This window comes from Maridesulfovibrio sp. (assembly GCF_963676065.1).
Taxonomy (GTDB): domain Bacteria; phylum Desulfobacterota; class Desulfovibrionia; order Desulfovibrionales; family Desulfovibrionaceae; genus Maridesulfovibrio.
The window spans coordinates 51,744-70,722 of record NZ_OY780933.1; the positions used below are offsets into that span (position 1 = coordinate 51,744).

Annotated in this window: 14 protein-coding genes; 9 read left to right on the forward strand and 5 right to left on the reverse strand. The window is 48.8% G+C overall.

Features of this window, described 5'->3' with window-relative positions:
• Positions 1–241: 241 nt before the first annotated feature.
• The 3 genes from ACKU35_RS00290 to ACKU35_RS00300 are packed head-to-tail and all read left to right on the forward strand — an operon-like array spanning position 242 to position 3,491.
• Positions 242–592 (forward strand): PilZ domain-containing protein, encoded by a 351-nt coding sequence (locus ACKU35_RS00290; RefSeq protein WP_319761998.1) that lies wholly within the window; start codon positions 242–244, stop codon positions 590–592.
• Between the two features lie 59 nt (positions 593–651).
• Positions 652–1,647 (forward strand): glycosyltransferase, encoded by a 996-nt coding sequence (locus ACKU35_RS00295; protein ID WP_319762000.1) that lies wholly within the window; start codon positions 652–654, stop codon positions 1,645–1,647.
• Positions 1,647–3,491: a glycosyltransferase family 39 protein gene (locus ACKU35_RS00300; RefSeq protein WP_319762002.1), complete on the forward strand. Its 1,845-nt coding sequence runs from the start codon at positions 1,647–1,649 to the stop codon at positions 3,489–3,491. The genes ACKU35_RS00295 and ACKU35_RS00300 overlap by 1 nt, the downstream gene beginning before the upstream one ends.
• Here the strand turns inward: ACKU35_RS00300 and metC are convergent.
• The 3 genes from metC to ACKU35_RS00315 all read right to left on the reverse strand — a co-directional run bounded on the left by metC (position 3,483) and on the right by ACKU35_RS00315 (position 6,968).
• Positions 3,483–4,643, reverse strand: coding sequence for a cystathionine beta-lyase (metC, locus tag ACKU35_RS00305; RefSeq protein ID WP_319762004.1), 1,161 nt, complete (start codon positions 4,641–4,643; stop codon positions 3,483–3,485). The two genes, ACKU35_RS00300 and metC, sit on opposite strands and share 9 nt — an antisense overlap.
• 145 nt (positions 4,644–4,788) lie before the next feature.
• Positions 4,789–5,877, reverse strand: coding sequence for a 3-dehydroquinate synthase (aroB, locus tag ACKU35_RS00310; protein WP_319762006.1), 1,089 nt, complete (start codon positions 5,875–5,877; stop codon positions 4,789–4,791).
• Positions 5,877–6,968 (reverse strand): bifunctional 3-deoxy-7-phosphoheptulonate synthase/chorismate mutase type II, encoded by a 1,092-nt coding sequence (locus ACKU35_RS00315; protein ID WP_319762008.1) that lies wholly within the window; start codon positions 6,966–6,968, stop codon positions 5,877–5,879. The genes aroB and ACKU35_RS00315 overlap by 1 nt, the downstream gene beginning before the upstream one ends.
• 499 nt (positions 6,969–7,467) lie before the next feature.
• Here ACKU35_RS00315 and ACKU35_RS00320 point away from each other — a divergent pair, with 499 nt between their 5' ends.
• Complete coding sequence (locus ACKU35_RS00320) at positions 7,468–7,908, forward strand: flavodoxin (RefSeq protein ID WP_319762010.1); 441 nt, start codon at positions 7,468–7,470, stop codon at positions 7,906–7,908.
• A gap of 76 nt (positions 7,909–7,984) precedes the next feature.
• On the opposite strand, the gene ACKU35_RS00325 is transcribed toward ACKU35_RS00320, so the two are convergent.
• Positions 7,985–8,386, reverse strand: a complete 402-nt coding sequence (locus ACKU35_RS00325; protein ID WP_319762012.1) for an Hpt domain-containing protein — start codon at positions 8,384–8,386, stop codon at positions 7,985–7,987.
• A gap of 275 nt (positions 8,387–8,661) precedes the next feature.
• Here ACKU35_RS00325 and ACKU35_RS00330 point away from each other — a divergent pair, with 275 nt between their 5' ends.
• The 3 genes from ACKU35_RS00330 (at position 8,662) to ACKU35_RS00340 (ending at position 12,826) form a co-directional block, all read left to right on the forward strand.
• Positions 8,662–10,584, forward strand: a complete 1,923-nt coding sequence (locus ACKU35_RS00330) for an ATP-binding cassette domain-containing protein (RefSeq protein WP_319762014.1) — start codon at positions 8,662–8,664, stop codon at positions 10,582–10,584.
• Between the two features lie 61 nt (positions 10,585–10,645).
• Positions 10,646–12,007 (forward strand): potassium transporter TrkG, encoded by a 1,362-nt coding sequence (locus tag ACKU35_RS00335; RefSeq protein ID WP_319762016.1) that lies wholly within the window; start codon positions 10,646–10,648, stop codon positions 12,005–12,007.
• A gap of 162 nt (positions 12,008–12,169) precedes the next feature.
• The gene (locus tag ACKU35_RS00340) at positions 12,170–12,826 is read left to right on the forward strand and encodes a TrkA family potassium uptake protein (protein WP_319762018.1); all 657 of its coding nucleotides are present in this window, start codon (positions 12,170–12,172) and stop codon (positions 12,824–12,826) included.
• A 3-nt stretch (positions 12,827–12,829) separates the two neighbouring features.
• On the opposite strand, the gene ACKU35_RS00345 is transcribed toward ACKU35_RS00340, so the two are convergent.
• On the reverse strand, positions 12,830–13,813 hold the full coding sequence (locus ACKU35_RS00345) for a tetratricopeptide repeat protein (protein WP_319762020.1): 984 nt from the start codon (positions 13,811–13,813) through the stop codon (positions 12,830–12,832).
• Positions 13,814–14,071: 258 nt separating this feature from the next.
• Here ACKU35_RS00345 and ACKU35_RS00350 point away from each other — a divergent pair, with 258 nt between their 5' ends.
• Positions 14,072–14,761, forward strand: a complete 690-nt coding sequence (locus tag ACKU35_RS00350) for a glutaminyl-peptide cyclotransferase (protein ID WP_319762023.1) — start codon at positions 14,072–14,074, stop codon at positions 14,759–14,761.
• Positions 14,721–18,971: an acyl-CoA dehydratase activase gene (locus tag ACKU35_RS00355; protein WP_319762024.1), complete on the forward strand. Its 4,251-nt coding sequence runs from the start codon at positions 14,721–14,723 to the stop codon at positions 18,969–18,971. Before ACKU35_RS00350 ends, ACKU35_RS00355 begins: the two co-directional genes overlap by 41 nt.
• Positions 18,972–18,979: the final 8 nt, after the last annotated feature.

Below are 18,979 nucleotides of genomic sequence, written 5' to 3' on the forward strand. Positions count from 1 at the left end.
TAGCCAAGAATTAAAACAAAAACCACACACGGCGAATTTGCCTTGCTCAGCTCGAAAGAATAAACCATGCAAGCATGTCCGTAACCAATTTACTCATACACACAAAAATCAAGCAAATAACAATTTCAAGCAGACCATTTTAACAGGACAAAGACACTGCGAACATCAAAATGGTATAAAAAAAATAATTCACTTTATTTTTTTTGAATCATATTGTTTCATCTTGCGGGGGAGGTACATTATGAACAAATTATCAGATAGACGTAGACAGGCAAGATTAGATCTTGATTCCATAAACAGCTTTTTCCGGCAATGTGATGTTGCGGCAAGTTCATCAGACCAAGACATGGATATCACTATTCTGGATATTTCGCCGCAGGGGATGAAGTTCAGCCTTAACTGCGAAATGGATACCGACAGCATTAATCAGGATGATGAAATTTTCTTTCGTGGATGCATATTTAACGACAGTATCGGATTTCTGAGCAGTCAAAAAGCTGTGACAGTCTGGCAGAAGGATTCACTTTTCGGAGTTAAATTCACCCCTGCCCTCGACATCGATACCAACACCCTTGCCGATATGATGAAGTAGGCTTTTTGCCCCCCTTCCCCCTCTTCCAAATAATTTGATAAATTGGTATCTTTTCCGTTGTGAACAATAAAGATACCAAAATAATCGCTTGGGTCGGTAACATTTTCTTCCGTTCAGGTATGGACCGGCTGGGTTATAAGACCATCCACATCCCCATTCAGGGACAGCAGGTGTTCACCTGGGACGATATTGTGGAAAAAACCGGAACCGAACCCTTTGCTGTTGTTTACGCTGACCGATCAATCGCCCCGCCGCTGGCAGGCGTAGAAAATTTCCCTTGCCTGACTGTATTCCATTGCATAGATACTCACATCCACAGCTGGTATCCGCTTTACGCTCAAGGCTTTGACATTTGTCTGGTCAGCTTGAAGGACCATCTGGAACGCTTTACCCCGCGATTGAAAGATTCTCGGTTGCTATGGTTTCCCCCTGTCCCCATGGACCATGACGTTCCCGCAGATATGCCTAAAGAATGGGATCTTCTTTTTGTGGGCAACGTGGATGCAGAACTGACCCCTCAAAGAAAAATATTTCTCGATGAAGTGGCAAAACGGATTTCAGGGCTGCATATTACGAAAGGCAGATTCAGCCAGCTTTTTCCCAGAGCGAAGGTGGTTCTCAATATTGCCGAACGCGGAGACCTAAATTTCCGGGTTTTTGAAGCTTTAGCCTGCGGAGCCTGCCTTCTGACTCCCAAAATAGAACAAGGGCTTTTCGATATTTTCGAGGATGGAGTCCACCTGATGACTTACGAGGCCAACAACCCCGAAGACCTTGTAGCAAAGTTTAATATACTGCTGAATGACGAAGAATTGCGCCGGCGCATCGCCCTGCAGGGCAACGAACTGATTGAGAGTTCGCATAGAATTATCAACCGGGCCCGGACCCTGCATAATGTAATAATGGGAATGAATATTGAAACGACTGTAAACAACCGGATCAAAGCAGCACCGCAACTGCGCCGCAATTTTCTAAGATCGCTCTACCTGCACTGGGCGGAAGAAATCGCGATACCTGAATTTCAGAAAACTTATCTGCAAGCCGCAAAGAATTAATGAATTCAAAGAATACAATCAGCCAGCCTCTGGTCCTATCTTTTCTTATAATTTTTTCTTTGATCTTCGCCTGTATGGGGACATGGCGGCCTTTCTTTTTTGATATAGATGAACCCAAATACATAAGCGCTGCAATGGAAATGGCCGCCAGAGGAGATTGGCTGCATCCCATGTTCGGCGGGCTTCCCAGAATGCAGAAGCCTCCGCTTCCATACTGGCTCAGCGCACCGCTTATCGATTTTTTCGGTTCCGGTTTCAGCAACGGGACGCAGCTGTTTATCGCCCGCATCCCGGCCATATTAAGCTCGGTACTGACCGTCATCGCCACATATATGACCGGTAAAAAGCTGGGAAGCGAAAAATGCGGAATTTTCGCAGCATTGCTGCTGGCAGTCGCTCCGCCTTTCAAGATTGAAGGGATGATGCTGAAAGCGGACATAATTTATACTGCAGCGGTAAGCTGGAGCACTTATTTCTTCCTGCGCAGATTTCAGGGGCAACGAGGGGGATTAAACCTTACCGGAGCGGGCATCTGCATGGCGCTGGGAATCCTGAGCAGAGGTCCTTTCGCATTGCCGCCTCTTGCAGGATACCTTTGCGCAGAATTTTTCCGCAGGAACTCAAGCAAAGAGGATTCTTTTCTAAGCGCGGCAGTGACCACCCTGAAAAAAGAAATTGTGCCAATTTTAATGGGACTGGTCGCCTGTATCCCATTCCTGCTATGGATCAGCGCAGCCAGCTCACCCGGCATGGATTATATCGGAGGCATGCTTAACAATGTTTCCGAAAACACAAGCTATGCAACCTCTCCCCTGATTCATCATCTGCAAAGTTTAGGTTTTTATCTTTTTGAGGCCGGGATAATTTTTTTCCCGCTGGGTTTATTCGGACTTTACGGGACCTTTTCCCACCTTAGGAATAAAACCGACCGGAATAAAAATATCGGTATGCTGCTCTGGACAGCTCTATTCTATCTGCTGATTAATTTCTTTATCTACAGATTGCGCGCACATCGTTACTTCCTGCCAATTATGCCCATCCTTTCAATAATTGCGGTGAACTGGCTGCTTACGGCAAAAAGGGATAAAACTTTTAAAAGAGTATTCTTCGGCTGCACAGCACTTGCGTGCGCAATCCCGGTGGGGATCGGAGCAATCGTTCTTTATAGCGGACAAATTTCCGTTAATCTATGGCGAAACGCTCAAATTACGGATTTCGGGACACAGACCTTACCCTTTGCCATAGCAGCGGCCGTCCTTTCCATTGTCATCTGCATGGCCGCCCTGAAATATTACAAAAAGCCGCAGACATTTCTCGCCATCATATTTGGAGCGACCCTGCTTTTTTACCCGGCATACTTCAATGCCTGCCCGGATGTGGATGGACACGGGATGATGCAGCCTGATTCGCTGCTGGGTAATAATCTGGCACGGTCAATCGGCAAACTGCCTGCCGGAAACTACACTTTTATCGCTTCCAGAAGAAGCTTAAGGATACACCCGGAACTGCATTTTTTTCTGCGCAAAGCGATAGACAAAAGCAAAGCCGGTTATCTAGTGACTTTGCCTTTTAATATCAACAAAATCCGTAGCATGCTGCTTGATCCTAAGGCGACAGCCTTAACCCTGAAGGAAGAAGGCAATACGCGGACACCGTTATACAAATCCATACAAAATACGGAACCAACGCACACGGTGCTCATACTTAACAGCCTGGAATTAACCCTGATGTACAGGTCCCCGAAAACCGCGACCATGCTCAAGACAAGGATAAAATCGACTCAGATAATAGGACTGAATCATGATTGGGAGACCAGAGGCCTTTACCTGCTCACCTTACCTTAATCTATCCAGTCCCTGTTTCAGATCCGCTATTAAATCTTCTACATCTTCCAGGCCGACGTTTAAGCGGAAGATAGTCTTGCCTTCATAGCCGAAAGGATTTGTACGCTGTAATTTTCCTCCGGTAATCAGACTTTTGTACCCGCCCCAGCTGTACCCGATCCCGAAAAGCTGAAGGCTATCCACGAACAAGCCGTGATCCATATTTTCGAACTCATCCTTGATGGTAAAGGAGAAAAGCCCGCTGGCACCCTTGAAGTCACGCTTCCAGAGATGATGCTGCGGGTGGTTTGCAAGCGCCGGGTGAATTACGGATTCCACCATTTCATGTTTTTCAAGCCACTTTGCGATTTCGAGAGCGGACTGTTCATGGGCCTTCAGCCGGACCTTAAGAGTACGCAACCCGCGCAGCGCCTGATAACAGTCTTCCTGAGGCGCGTAGGTCTCAAAAATATTGTAACAGCTTTCAAAAGCCTTCCAGCTTTGTTCATTGGTGGAAACTGTACCGAGCAGGATGTCGGAATGGCCGGAGATATATTTGGTCACCGACTGGATGGATACATCAACGCCCAGTTCAAAAGGATTAAGATAAAGAGGTGTTGCCCATGTATTGTCGAGAACCGAGACCACGCCCTTTTCCTGACATACCTTTGTAATCGCGGGGATATCCTGAATTTCAAGTGTATTTGAACCGGGAGATTCCATGAAGAGCAAGGTGGTGTTTTCACGGATGCAGCCGGCTATTTCCGCTCCGGCATCAGAAGGCAGATAATCGGCCTCAACACCGTATTTGGAAAGAAATTTATCACAAAAACTGCGGGTCGGACCATAAACGTTATCACAGATCAGAACATGGTCGCCCTGCTTTGTGTAAGCCATAAGAACCATCGTGATGGCGGCGAGGCCTGATTGCAAAGCCTTGCAGCCGTGCGCCCCTTCCAGCTCGGCCATGGCGGCTTCAAAGGAATTCTGGGCAGCCATGCCGCACAAGCCGTAAGCAATCCCATCATATTCGCCGGCGTTACTTTTCAAGAGATCGGCATAGGAATCAAAAAGTATGGTGGAGGCACGGTGCAAAGGGGGATTGATGGTATTTATAAATTCCTGAGCTTCGGCTTTGCCCGCATTGACCAGCTTGGTGGAAACATCTTTCATAGGAACTCCTTGTATTTTCTGATCCCGAATGTAAATGCGGGGAACTGGAAAAACAACCAGTCCCCCGCATTATTTAATATTTTCAAATAAATTAATCAGGCACTCAGCTTGAATAATAAAGAATATCGTGAAGATCAAACCTTTCTTAAGCCAGCTTAGCAAGCTCCGCTTCAATGAGTTCAAGAGGGAAATCTTCCCGGACAACCGCGTTGCCAAGTCTGTCCAGACCTACGATAACAACCGCGCCCTGCTTGACTTTCTTGTCTTTTTTCATGAGCTCCATAATCTTCGCAGGCTCAATGGAAAGCTTTCCGGTTGCAATCCCGAGCCTGTCCATGAGTTCTTCATGCAACTTTAGATCTTCCGCTGAAAGCATTCCGGCCCTGCGACAGGCTCGCGCGACAATCCTCATTCCCCATGCCACACACTCACCGTGTGAAATCGTATAGCCGGCAAAGCTTTCAATGGCATGGCCCACAGTGTGACCGTAATTGAGAATACGGCGAACTCCGCCCTCTTTCTCATCACGGATAACAACAGCGGCCTTAATCTCGCAGCAGCGGGCGACGACCTTCGCCATGACTTCGCGGTCGAGTGAACGAACCTTATCCGCATTTACGCTCAGGTAATCCACCAGATCACGGTCAGCGATAAATGCCGTTTTGACCACCTCTCCCAGACCGCTTAAAATCTCCCGCTCAGGCAGGGATTCAAGGGCGGAGATATTGGTATAGACCCGCTTGGGCTGGTAGAACATGCCGCAATAATTTTTCCATCGCTTGATGTTGACCGCCACCTTGCCGCCCACAGAGGAATCCACCTGTGAAAGCAGAGTAGTGGGAATCTGCACAAAATTAATGCCACGCATGTAGCTTCCGGCGACATAACCGGAAAGATCACCGACGACCCCGCCGCCGAGAGCGACAACCACATCCTGCCGGGTTATCCCGGCTTCAAGCATTGCTTCCAGCAGGGAACCGAACACATCGAGTGATTTGCTGTTCTCCCCTGCGGGAACAGTAAGCAGCAGAGGATTGACATCCTCAACAGCGAGCTTTTCGACCAGATTATGGCCGAAAAGCTCACGGGTATTTTCATCACAGATAACTACCGGGGTATTTCCGTATTTCCTTGCCTTAAGGTCCGCGACAACTTCATCCATCACGGAGTAATCTACGGAAATAGCATAAGAATTATCAAACTCCCCGCGCAGTTCAACATTAACCTCAGGCATTAATCTTCTCCGGCCAGCACACATTCCTGCTGACGCAGAGATTCTTCATGGATGTACTGGAAAATTCTGAGCATGAAATGTTCATCCATTCCGCGCGCAACACCTTCACGGGTCCTTTTTTCAACTGTTTTCTTCCACTGTGCGGGCTGCAGGAGAGCAATGCCGCGTTCACATTTCATTGCGCCGATTTTGCGGCCAAGAGCCATACGTTCAGCCAGAAGCTCAACAATGGTATCGTCGATTTCTTCAAGACGTGTACGCTTGCTTTCCATGCGCAAGGCAAACTCTTCGTCTTCCGCTACAGGATGCTTGACCTCAAGAGCGTCAAGAACCTTTCCGAGATCTTCGGGGGTAAACTGCTGTTTACTGTCACTGAGGGCTACGTCAGGATTAATGTGGGATTCAATCATCAGGCCATCGAAAAGCAGGTCGAGAGATTTCTGAGCCACACTTGGGATGAGTTCACGCTTACCGCAAAGATGGCTGGGATCGCAGATGATCGGCATACCCTCGGTACGGCGGCGCAACTCGATGAAAATTCTCCAGTTGGGAGCGTTACGGTATTCACTTGGGCGAGCGGATGAAAAACCACGATGAATTGCGCCAAGCTTGGTAACCCCAGCCTTATTGATGCGTTCCAGAGCGCCGAGCCAGAGCTCCACATCCGGGTTGATGGGATTCTTTACCAAAACGGGGATATCTGTACCCTTCAACGCATCGGCCATGGCCTGCACTGCGAAGGGGTTTACGGTTGTTCTTGCGCCGACCCAGATAAGATCCACGCCGTACTTCAGGCAGAGTTCAACATGTTCCGGAGTTGCAGTTTCACAGCAGATGGGCAGCCCGGTTTCTTCCTTGGCCTCCACCAGCCATTTCAGACCTTCTTCACCCATGCCTTCAAAACAGCCGGGACGGGTACGGGGTTTCCAGATGCCGGCACGCAGGAGATGCACACCTTTATCCTTAATACCACGAGCGGTTTCAAGGAGCTGATCCCGGGATTCCGCACTGCACGGCCCTGCGATAATAAGCGGACCATCGTTATTAAAACCCCAAGTATCCAAACCAGTTACATCAAGTTGTACGCTCATGACAATGACCTCCGTAATATTTGAAGTTGAAAAGAAGTCCGGGCCGATTTGATGGCGCTAAATGGGAGAGTACTGCAAAAGTGAAATCTGAATATAACAGATAATGCAGAAAACAGCAGGAATAACTCGGCCGGAATAAAAGGTAAGAACTGAACACGGAGAATTTGTATAAATTCCACGTAATCCAAACAAGTTGTAAATGAAGTTTGACTTTACACACTGCCGGGGAGGCAGGTCCGGCAAGACCAGAGTTAAGCGTGCCATATCCTTTATGAAGGATAAGACATCAGGCAGGCCAATCGCAGGCCGGGCCGGATTTACCGGAAAATCTAAAACTTTCCATAACACCACTGGACGGCGGCGTAAACACTCAATTTCCAACAAAGTGCTTTTTTCATTTTTCTGTAACAAATCTTTTATTGATGTTGACTTTAAATCTCAATATCAATACACATCGATTTTACGTAACAAACCTGATTACACTAAAAAGGAGGACAGCATGTCCAAATCACTGATTGTTTATGGTTCCACAACCGGTAACACGGAAACAGCCGCCGAATACATTGCCGAAGTATTTGCTGAAAAGGAATTTGAAGTGGAACTTAAAAACGTAACCGATGCAAGTGTAGACGAACTGGACAACAGCTACGACATAGTTCTTTTCGGATGCTCCACATGGGGAGAAGACGAAATTGAACTGCAGGACGACTTCATTCCACTCTATGAATCCCTTGAAGAGGCCGATCTCAAAAATAAAAAAGTATCAGTGTTCGGTTGCGGTGATTCCGACTACACCTATTTCTGCGGTGCTGTAGACGCGATTGAAGAAAAGCTTGAAAAAATGGGAGCTGTAATCGTCGGCGACAGCTTAAAAATAGACGGAGATCCGGCACGTGCGGCCATCACCGAATGGGCCAAAGAAATCGCTGAAAAAATTTAATTACCCTGAAGCCAAAAACGAGCCCCCGCGCTGTTACCAGTGCGGGGGCTTCAAAATTTTATAATTGCTGCTTATTTTAATTTTCGCCTGCGAGCGCTCGCTGGACGGAAACTTCCAGCATGGTCTTCTGCAACCGTATACTTTTAGTATTGCTGTCGAGCACGTCTTCGGTCAAGGACCGCAACTTATCTACGGACTCCAAAGAAGCCGTAATAATAAGTTCTGTAGGGACCAAACCGTCAGACCGGATCAGTTCCAGAACATTTTCCAGTTTATGGGAAAGCTCCTCAATGACGGTCAATTTCAGAAGATTTGAGCCGGCCTTGATGGAGTGCGCATCCCTGAAAATGGAATTGATCAGCTCAGGTGTTAGCTCTGCTGTACTGTTTTCCAACTGCAAAAGACCGGTCTCGATATTATCGAGCCGTTCCAAAGTTTCTTCCTGAAAAATATCAAGTAATCTGTCGCCGGTACTCATTATATTTATCTGTCCCACCCGTAGTGAAAGCTGAGCCTCAAGTCTGTATGAAAATACGCCATAAAGTCAACGTTACGGGTTATCTGCCTTAAGCTTAGACTTTCGTCAACAAATTGCAATGCTAAAACATCAAATTTAAACATCCCTGAACAGACTTCCCTTTTTGACGGCAAAATTCTACACTGCCGCCCTCAAGCTTTGAATCCAAATAAAAAAAGTCACACATATTTTAAACAATATTATATTTTTATCAAGTATAGCGTGGAGTTAACACAATGGCTTTGATGAGTGTAAGTGATGTTTCCATGACCTTCGGCGGGCCTCAACTGCTCGATAAAGTTTCCTTTCAAGTAGAGGAAGGCCAACGTATATGTATTGTCGGCCGTAACGGAGAGGGGAAATCCACCCTGCTCCGACTCATGAGCGGAGATCTGATACCTGACGACGGAAACATCTCTTATCAGAAAGGAGTCAGCGTAGCCCGCCTTTCACAAAAAGTTCCGGAAAAGCTCGAAGGGTCCATCTTTGAAATCGTGGCAGGAGGCCTCGGTGAACTGGGTGAAGCTCTTACCGGCTACCACACGGTCAGCCTTGAAGTGGCTAACGGCGGGGATGTTTCAAAACTTTCCGAAGTTGAAGAAATAATGGAGAAGCACGGCGGCTGGGAAGCTCTGACGACTATTGAGATGGTGATATCAAGACTTTCCCTCAGTGCTGAAATGCGCTTTGAGACCCTTTCCGGCGGTCTGAAAAGACGCGCCCTGCTGGCCCGAGCGCTTGCCTCAAAACCGGATATTCTGCTGCTCGATGAACCCACCAACCATCTGGATATCGACTCCATTGCATGGCTTGAAGAATTTATTGTAAAAAACATCCGCACTCTGATTTTCATTACTCATGACCGCATGTTCCTGCGCAAAATAGCCACCCGCATCATTGAACTGGACCGCGGCAATCTCGCGGACTGGTCCTGCGATTACGACACCTTCCTCAAACGTAAGGAAGAACTGCTGGACGCAGAAGAAAAAAACTGGTCCGAATTCGACAAAAAACTGGCCCGTGAAGAAACATGGATCAGACAGGGCATCAAGGCCCGCCGCACCCGCAACGAAGGCCGTGTGCGCGCCTTGAAAAAATTGCGGGAAGAACGTCGGCAACGCCGTGAAAGAACCGGTAAGGCCACCATCGAAATTCAGGAGGCGAACCGCTCCGGCAAGGTCGTGGCAGAAACAATCAACGCTTCCTACTCATGGGACGACAAACCGATTTTCAAAAACCTGAATGCGACCATCATGCGAGGAGACCGCATCGGCATCATCGGCCCTAACGGGGCGGGCAAGACCACGCTCATTCAGGTACTGCTGGGTAAACTCAAACCGGATTCGGGCACGGTAAAACTCGGCACCAAGCTGGAAATATCCTATTTTGACCAGCATCGTGAACAGCTTGACCCTGATAAATCCGTACGTGACTCAGTAGCAGACGGTAACGATACCGTTACTATCAACGGCCGCGCCAAACACATAATGGGTTATCTCAAGGATTTCCTGTTTTCCCCGGACCGTGCGAATTCGCCGGTGCGTGTACTTTCAGGCGGAGAACGCAACCGTTTGCTTCTGGCCCGACTTTTCACCCGTCCTTCCAATCTGCTGGTCATGGACGAACCTACAAACGATCTCGACGCCGAAACCCTTGAACTGCTCGAAGACAGGATTATGGAATACCCCGGTACTGTGATCATCGTAAGCCATGACCGTGCCTTTCTGAACAATGTGGTCAGCGGAACTCTGGCCTTTGAAGGTAATGCACAGGTCAACGACTACGTGGGCGGCTATGATGACTGGGCGCGGCAGCGACCGCAGCCGGAGCTGGAAAGCAAACCCAAGGCTCCAAAGTCCAAGCCGAAAAAAACACCTGACGCCCGGCCTGAAAAACTGAGCTACAAAGAGCAGCGGGAATTTGAATCCCTTGAAGTGGAAATAGTGGAGCTTCCCGGCAAGATAGAAAAACTCGAAGCTGCAATCGAAGATATGCAAAACCGCATGGCCGATCCGGAATTCTACAAAAAATCCGGTGAGGAAATGGCAGCCGCACAATCAGAACTTGAAGCCCTCGAAGCCGAACACGAAACCACCTTTGAACGCTGGGAAGAAGTGGAAGGGAAATTAGCCGATTACAAAAAAAGAACCGGAAAGTAAAAAATCATCAGAAAAGACACTTTACTTGCCATCATCAGCCTCCGGGCGTAAATAAAACGACATGAAATCCAAAGCGACTTCTCCTTTCTGGGTGCCGATTTACGCATTCTTTGCCACTATTATGCTGGGCGGACTCCTGCTTAAGCTGGATATATGCCACCCGGGAAAGGAACTTTCATTTATTGATGCCATTTTCACTGCCACTTCAGCGGTCTGTGTTACAGGTCTGGCTGTATTGGATACAGGCACATTCTTCAGCCGTACCGGCCAAAGTATTATTTTAGCGCTGATCCAACTGGGCGGACTCGGCATCATGACCTATGCGAGTCTTGTTATTTACCTGCTGGGCAAAAAAGTCAGTGCTTCAGACCGTATCGCGGTCAGCCAGACTTTAATTCACGACCCTTCATTTAATATAGGTAAATTCGTCGTCGGTGTGGTCACAGCGGTGCTGTCCATTGAAGGATTGGGCGCCCTGCTGCTCAATCGATTGGACCCGGTGGGATTCTACTGGTTTTCGGCTGTTTTCCACTCCATATCGGCATTCTGCAATGCTGGTTTTTCCCTTTATTCGGACAGTCTTACCACTTGGAAAAACAACCTTGGCGTCAATGCGGTTTTCATGACCCTGATTGTCATGGGCGGACTAGGTTTTTATGTTATGTCCGAGGTATGGCAGAAGTTTATAAATCTTTTCCGCAAGCGTAAGACGAAGATGTCAGCCCATTTCATAAGCTGGCATACCCGCACGGTTCTGGAAACCAGCCTTTTCCTGATCATCGCCGGAGGGCTGGCTGTTTTTTTTGCAGAAAGCTTTAAGATACACATCGTGAAAGGTGCGGAGATCAATAAAATATCGGCTCTTTTTCAATCCGTGAGCTGCCGTACCGCAGGATTCAACACCGTAAATATTTCCGGGCTGACCAATATTTCCCTGCTGGTCATGATCGGATTGATGCTCATCGGCGGATCGCCGGGATCATGTGCAGGAGGGTTGAAGACAACTACTTTCCGTACATGGATCGGTTTTATCATCTCCAAGATCAAAGGCCATTCACAGGTCCGGGTGGGCTGGTATGCACTAACTAAGGAGAGCGTGAACCGCGCATTGACCCTTTTGACCCTCGCCAGTGTCATCCTCGGCTCGGCTATCATCCTGCTCAGTATAACCGAAGGAAGCCACCTGCCGCACATAGAAGCTCGCGGTCATTTCATTGAAATCACTTTCGAGGCAGTTTCAGCCTTCGCTACAGTGGGCCTTTCCACCGGGGTCACGCCGGACTTGAGCGGTCCCGGAAAATCAATCATAATAATGTTGATGTTCGTGGGAAGGCTAGGCCCGGTCTGGCTCTTGACTGCAATCAACAGCTGGCAGAAGGAACCCCGCTACAGATTACCGGAAGATGACTTACCCTTGGGATAGCTTGAGGGTTGGTGTGTCTTTACAAAGCGTTTGCGAAAATAAAAATATTTAATTATTTCATCCAACAACTACGAAATAATTTGCATTTGAAAGCATCTTCATTAAATTCCTTGGCGAAAGCTTATTGAATTGTATTGAAGAAGGGCCCCCGGAGGCAGCAGTATGTCAGGAAAGTCAATAGAAGTAGGCGTTATCGGTCTTGGAAAATTCGGTCTGGAATTGGCCTTGAACCTGCGCAGACTAGGAAATAATGTCGTTGGAATTGATACCAGTGAAGAACGGGTCAAGGCTGCCAAGCCATACCTTGCACAGGTATTTCAAGCCGACGGAACCGATCAGCAGACACTGGAGCAGCTGAGCTTTCAGGATTTCAATTATGTTGTAGTCTCCACCGGTGACTCCATGGAAGCTAGCATTCTGGTCGTGCTTAATCTACAGGAAATCGGCGTCAATAAAATCTGGGTCAAGGCCATCAGCTCCGCACATCAGAAGGTGCTCAGCAGAATGGGTGTGGATTTTGTTGTTTTTCCCGAACATTTCGCGGCTAAACAACTGGCCCACAAACTTTCCACCCCGGGCATGATCGATTACCTTTCCCTAGGTAACGATATTCTGATTAAGGAAAGAAATGCCGGAGACTGGGCAGGAAAAACACTCATTGATCTGGACCTGACCAATAACTATCACGCTCAGGTCGTCGCCATCCGCAAAAACGGTTCCGAAGAACTTAACTTTGTGCCAAAGGCTAATGAACCGCTGGACGAAAGCGATGTACTGATTATGATCGGGACAAGGGAAAATCTGCTCAAGGTGCCTTAGAAGCTACAAATCCCCATCCACATTGTAGAGTTCTTTTTCCATCTCCTTCAGCTGTATATCCTCCTCTTCAAGTGCAATCATGCGGTCCCTTATCTCGTGGGTCTTTTCGATGGCATCGTCAAGCTCCACCCCGGCTGCAATCTGCATCTTGCGCAATAGATTGAGGATATCACTACGCAGGGTTTTCCCGTTATTGCCGCCTCCCAGCTCACGAAGCATGCTTTCGTCATCCTCGGCCTTTTTGATCAGGTAATGGCAGAATTTATGCGCTTCCTGCACTCCACGGTTCTTTTCCAGACACATGGTCAGGTAGCGAAAACAATTTTCCCAGTCACCGGCCTCGTAGTGGGTGCGGGCAATGTTGAAATAAAGATTTTCATCGGTACTGTCGAGATCGACCCCGCGATTGTAATATTGAAGGGCTTCGCGATACATACCGTTCTTGCGCATAGAAATGCCGAAATCATTAAACATGTGTTTGTGCTCAGTTCTAAAGGCGGACTTGAGCTGCAGGACTTTTGCAAAGACCTCCTGCGCCCGTTCCACATCGCCCTTTTCAAGATAGGTCATGCCCAGCCCAAAAGTGGCGCGTACATTCCCCTCATCCACGGCCAACGCATCGGAATATTCCATCTCTGCGCTGTAGAGCTCACCCTGTTCACGATGAACCTCGCCTCTTTTAAGCCGGAAATCCTGCTGCTCCATGGCCGGACGGACATGCTGCAGGTAGTAATCGGGCTCAAGGGCATAATATGCGGCAAATTCGCCATCGCTGACGACCTGCGGATCACCGCCGGGAATACGGTTTTCATTCAGAAGCAGTAATTCAAAGCGGTCATCATCAACCTTCGTGGCCAGCCAGTATCTTTTGCCCTTTATTTTATGCGATTCAGAACGTAGAGAAACAACCGTTACAAGGCTTGTTTCCTCTTCCTTTTCCTGATCGCCGGAAGGAGTATAATCAAATAAGGATGAGTCAGCGCCCATTGTTCAGCCTCCAAAAAACCTGGTTAAACCCCTCACACATATTTTATCGGCACTTTCAACCTTCCGGTATAGATTGCCGCCACCCGAAAAATGAATCTTACTACATCTGGAACTTCAAAAAGAAATTGGCTACTCTGCTGCGTGATGAAAACACACCGCTTAATTTTATTCTTCATATGCGCCCTTTTTATTTTGCACTTTTTCGGGCTAAAAAGCTATGCCCGTGAAAATGGAACCGCTCCGACCATAAAGTGCAAAATGATAAACCATTTTCCACATGATGATCAGGCCTTTACGCAAGGATTTATATATCACGACGGCTACTTATACGAAAGTACGGGTAAACGCGGACGTTCTTCACTGCGCAAGGTGGAACTGGAAAACGGCAAGGTACGTACACTGATAAAAAATGATAAAAACATATTCAGCGAAGGGATCTGTTACAGGAACAATAAAATCTATCAACTTACATGGCGCTCGGGTAAATGTTATATATATGATGCCGCATCCCTTGCCCGCAAAAGAATCTTCCAATACAAGGGGCAGGGATGGGGCCTGACCGCTGATGATAACTTCATCTATCAAAGCAACGGATCTTCGGAGATTACCTTCAGGGACCCTTACGATTTTGCGCGTATAAAAAGACTGCGGGTAACGGACGGCCTCGCCAATATCCAAAGACTAAACGAACTTGAACTCATAAACGGACTGATTTTCAGCAATATCTGGAAAGAGGACCGCATAGCGGCCATTGATCCCCAAACCGGCAAAGTAAAATTCTGGCTGGATATATCTTCATTGCGCCCCCTCGCCGGGAAAAAAGCCGAAGCCGCCAACGGCATTGCATGGGACGGTGCAGGGAAACATTTTTTCGTGACCGGGAAATTCTGGAATAAGGTTTTTGAAATTGAACTACCAAAACTTGAACACAAGCCCTCTTCAAACTGACCAGGTGACCATTTCTCTGGGCATCTGTGCCGGGGCGTCTACTGTCAGCATAGTCCTGACTGATAACGTTGACGGGAAAATTGAAGTCCTGAAATCAATTTCACTGAACCACGAAGGCAACCCCGCGCAAGCCGTTATCAAAGGTCTTCAGGAACTCAAACTGCCTAAAAATACCCCCGCGGCGGTAACCGGACGTAAGTTCCGGCACTTACTGGACCTGCCCACCCTATCTGAACCGCTGGCACTTGAAACCGCGCTCAAACATGAAAACTTCGTTAAAGACGGCTACCGTACCGTGCTCAGCGCAGGTGGGGAAACTTTTATGGCCTACCTGATCGACAGTGCAGGTAAAGTGGAAACCGTACATACCGGTAATAAATGCGCATCCGGCACGGGAGAATTTCTAGCCCAGCAGCTTGGCCGCATGGGTCTGACTCTCGATGATATGTCCACCATGCAGGAATGCGAAGCTCACAAGGTTTCAGGCCGGTGTTCCGTGTTCTGCAAAAGCGACTGCACTCACGCGCTTAACAAAGGAGTACCCAAAGAAGCCGTCGTCGCAGGACTGGCCCGCATGATGAGCGCCAAATGTATGGAACTGCTGCGCAAATTACCGGCGGAAAAAGTAGCCCTGATAGGTAATTGTTCGCAGAATAAATTTATGGTCACGGAGCTGCGCCGGGAAATTCCGCAGCTGCTTATGCCGCAGCACGGTCATTGCTTTGAAGCGCTGGGAGCTGCAATATGGGCGGCTGAAAACGGAAGCTGCCTACCACAGGATATCGAGACTGTTATTCGTAAGGGCGACACGGCATTTACATTTTTACCACCGCTTGAAAATTATATCGATTCCGTAAAGTTTCACGAGAGCACGCAAGCTGAATACATTCCCGGAAACAGGCTGGCCCTCGGTCTTGATGTAGGCTCGACAACTACCAAAGGAGTCCTTTTGGATTTGGAGCGGACCGAAATTGTCGCATCCTGCTATCTACGCACGGACGGTGATCCTATCGGAGCTTCACGCCGGGTTTATACCGAACTGGCCGAGCAGGTCCCTGCCGGAACCGTGGCCGAAATAATGGGCGTGACCGGATCAGGACGCAATATCGCAGGATTACATGCTGGTACGGACGGCATCATCAACGAAATTACCGCTCACGCCACTGCCGCAGTACATTATGATCCACAGGTGGATACAATTTTCGAAATCGGCGGTCAGGACGCCAAATATACATGGCTGAAAAATTCCGTTCCCTGTGACTACGCCATGAACGAAGCATGCAGCGCCGGAACCGGATCATTTCTGGAAGAAAGCGCCAAGGAAACGCTGGGCATCGATGTAACCGACATAGCCGCTGTTGCCTTCAAAGGTTGTAATCCTCCGAACTTCAACGACCAGTGCGCGGCCTTTATCGGTTCGGACCTTAAGCTGGCGGCGCAGGAAGGGGTTCCGCTTGAGGATATGGTTGCGGGATTAGTCTATTCCATCTGCATCAACTACTCCAACCGGGTTAAAGGCAACCGCGCAGTAGGACAGAAAATTTTCATGCAGGGCGGCGTCTGCTACAACAAAGCCGTGCCCGCCGCCATGGCCGCACTGACCGGCAAAGAGATAATCGTTCCGCCCCATCCGGGACTCACCGGGGCCTTCGGGGTCGCTCTTGAAGCCGCAAAACGTGCCGAACTGGGAACAATAGGAAAAGGCAGCTACAACCCGGCTGAACTGGCGCAGCGCGAAGTCACGTACAAATCTCCCTTTACCTGCAACGGGGCCGGGAGAGAATGCGATCTCGGATGCACAATTGCCCGCATAGAAGTACAAGGTAAGATCTTTCCGTTCGGAGGCATCTGCAATCGCTTTGATAATTCCAAAATCGCCAAGAAAACAGAAACCGCTGAAGATCTGGTTCTCTGGCGGGAGAAGCGTGTTTTCCGCGATCTTAATGAACCGGAGGAAGGCCGGCCAGTAATCGGCATGAACCGTTCATTGCTCATGAATACATGGTTTCCGCTCTTCAATACTTTTTTCACGGAAATGGGCTTCGGGGTCAGGCTGCCGGAAAAAGTGGACCCGGACGCAATAGGTCAAAAAGGCGCCCCCTTCTGCCATCCTGTGGAACTTGCCCACGGCGGACTAGGCGAACTTCTCAAGCTGGAAACCGATCATATTTTCCTGCCCCACCTGCGCTCCATGCCACTCAAAACCGGGGACCGCTCCTGCACCTGCGTGTTGGTTCAGGGAGAACCATACTACCTGAAATCAGCATTCCCGGAACTGGAAAAACGCTCCCTGCTGACTCCGGTCATCCATATGCAGGCCGGAAAACAATTATTACGCAAAGCCCTGCTCCAGACGGCATCCGAGCTGAAGGTGGACAAAGAACGGGCCGCAAAGGCGTATGAGGCAGCCATTGCCGCGCAAAAAACATTCTTCGCCGACCTGCAAAGCAAAGGCGAAAAATTTATAGCCGGACTGGGTGAAAAAAAAGGGATGGTCCTTTTTGGAAGGCCCTACAATGCATTCAGTTCATGGGCCAATAAATCAATCCCCGCCAAGTTCGCAACACGCGGCGTGGAAATAATCCCCTGTGATATGCTGCCCCGCAGCGGTAAATGTTCAAAAGATCTGAACATGTACTGGGCAACAGGGGAACAGATCATGGACAGTGCCGCTCTAGTAGCGGAAAACCCTGATCTTTTCGGAACCTACATCACCAATTTTTCCTGCGGGCCGGACTCCTTTCTGCTCGGTTATTTCCGTAAGGCCATGGGCCGAAAGCCCTCGCTGACCCTTGAGCTGGACAGTCATACCGCCGATGCCGGAATCGAAACACGTATTGAAGCCTTTCTCGATATAGTTGACGGATTCAGCCGTCTTGGACAATCAGAAGAAAAGACGATTTCCTTCCATCCCGCACGCAGCGAAGTACGGGACGGAGTGACCGGAATTACCGATTCCGAAGGTAAATGGCATGCGGTTAATGATCCGAAAGTCACCCTGCTGATTCCAAGCCTCGGCGAGATCAGCACCGATTTTCTAGCCGCATCCATGCAGCGCGATAACATCCGTTACAAGGTACTCGGCCATGCAAGCGAAGCCGCCTTGAAAATGGGCCGCAATAATTCATCATGCAAGGAATGCCTGCCACTGCAATTGACCGCGGGAGCGTTGCTGGAATATCTGAACAACCGGCCTGAAGGCGAACTGGCCCTTTTTCTAATGCCCAAGGCCAAAGGGCCATGCCGTTTCGGTCAGTATTCAGTATTCATGAATGACCTTATCGAGCGGATGGAAATCCCCGATCTAGCCATATTCGCGCCCAGCTCCACAGACGGATACGGCGGACTTAGCACATCGGTAACCCTCGGCATGTGGCAGGGTATCGTAACAGGATCGATACTTGAGGATATTCACGCCGTGATTTCCACCGCGGCTGAAAACAAAGACTCAGCACTAAAACTTTTCCGGGAAGTACGAGAAGAATTATTAGACGCAATGTCCAGCTGGAAAAAATTTTCCAAAGCCCTGCAAAAAGCGGCCGAAGACCTTTCCTTCATCAAACTGGAAAAACCGGCACACGATTATCCGGTAATCTCACTGCTGGGAGAAATATACGTGCGCCACGATCCATTGGCCCGCCGCAACCTACCGGAAAAACTTACCGAACAGGGATTCATTGTCCGTGTGGCACCGGTGCTGGAATGGATGAAATACACCGACTGGCTGAACCGCAACAACATAGAAGGTAGAGCCGGCCTGAAAACCATGATCACGCAGGGAGTGAAATCCTATTTTGAACGGCGCATCCGGCATATACTCGCAAAAAGCGGCCTTCTTTTTTATCCCGGACCGGACGTACGCAAAGTGGTCAAGCACGGTAAAAAGCATATCTCCGAACAGCTTACCGGAGAAGCTATCCTCACTGTGGGAGCATCTCTGCACGAAATAATGTCCCCTTCCTGCGGAGTTATATCCATCGGTCCGTTCGGGTGCATGCCCTCACGAGTTGCCGAAGCTGTGCTCAGTGAAAAATTCCGGGCCTCTTCGGCAGGTCCCAAAGCGACTTCCATACTTGATGCAGATTCTCGACTGCCCTTTCTTGCCATTGAAACTGACGGCAATCCTTTTCCACAACTTATCGAAGCCCGGCTGGAAGCATTCTGCCTGCAGGCCAAACGACTGCACAGACAGACACGCGAAAGGGCATAACGTTGTAA

What these genes read in the sequence shown, in the direction of transcription:
- ACKU35_RS00340 (WP_319762018.1), top strand. Translation starts at nt 12,170, where the DNA reads ATGTCAGGAAAGTCAATAGAAGTAGGCGTTATCGGTCTTGGAAAATTC.
- ACKU35_RS00325 (WP_319762012.1), bottom strand. Translation starts at nt 8,386, where the DNA reads ATGAGTACCGGCGACAGATTACTTGATATTTTTCAGGAAGAAACTTTG.
- ACKU35_RS00300 (WP_319762002.1), top strand. Translation starts at nt 1,647, where the DNA reads ATGAATTCAAAGAATACAATCAGCCAGCCTCTGGTCCTATCTTTTCTT.
- ACKU35_RS00290 (WP_319761998.1), top strand. Translation starts at nt 242, where the DNA reads ATGAACAAATTATCAGATAGACGTAGACAGGCAAGATTAGATCTTGAT.
- aroB (WP_319762006.1), bottom strand. Translation starts at nt 5,877, where the DNA reads ATGCCTGAGGTTAATGTTGAACTGCGCGGGGAGTTTGATAATTCTTAT.
- ACKU35_RS00345 (WP_319762020.1), bottom strand. Translation starts at nt 13,813, where the DNA reads ATGGGCGCTGACTCATCCTTATTTGATTATACTCCTTCCGGCGATCAG.
- ACKU35_RS00330 (WP_319762014.1), top strand. Translation starts at nt 8,662, where the DNA reads ATGGCTTTGATGAGTGTAAGTGATGTTTCCATGACCTTCGGCGGGCCT.
- ACKU35_RS00335 (WP_319762016.1), top strand. Translation starts at nt 10,646, where the DNA reads ATGAAATCCAAAGCGACTTCTCCTTTCTGGGTGCCGATTTACGCATTC.
- ACKU35_RS00320 (WP_319762010.1), top strand. Translation starts at nt 7,468, where the DNA reads ATGTCCAAATCACTGATTGTTTATGGTTCCACAACCGGTAACACGGAA.
- ACKU35_RS00350 (WP_319762023.1), top strand. Translation starts at nt 14,072, where the DNA reads ATGATAAACCATTTTCCACATGATGATCAGGCCTTTACGCAAGGATTT.
- metC (WP_319762004.1), bottom strand. Translation starts at nt 4,643, where the DNA reads ATGAAAGATGTTTCCACCAAGCTGGTCAATGCGGGCAAAGCCGAAGCT.
- ACKU35_RS00315 (WP_319762008.1), bottom strand. Translation starts at nt 6,968, where the DNA reads ATGAGCGTACAACTTGATGTAACTGGTTTGGATACTTGGGGTTTTAAT.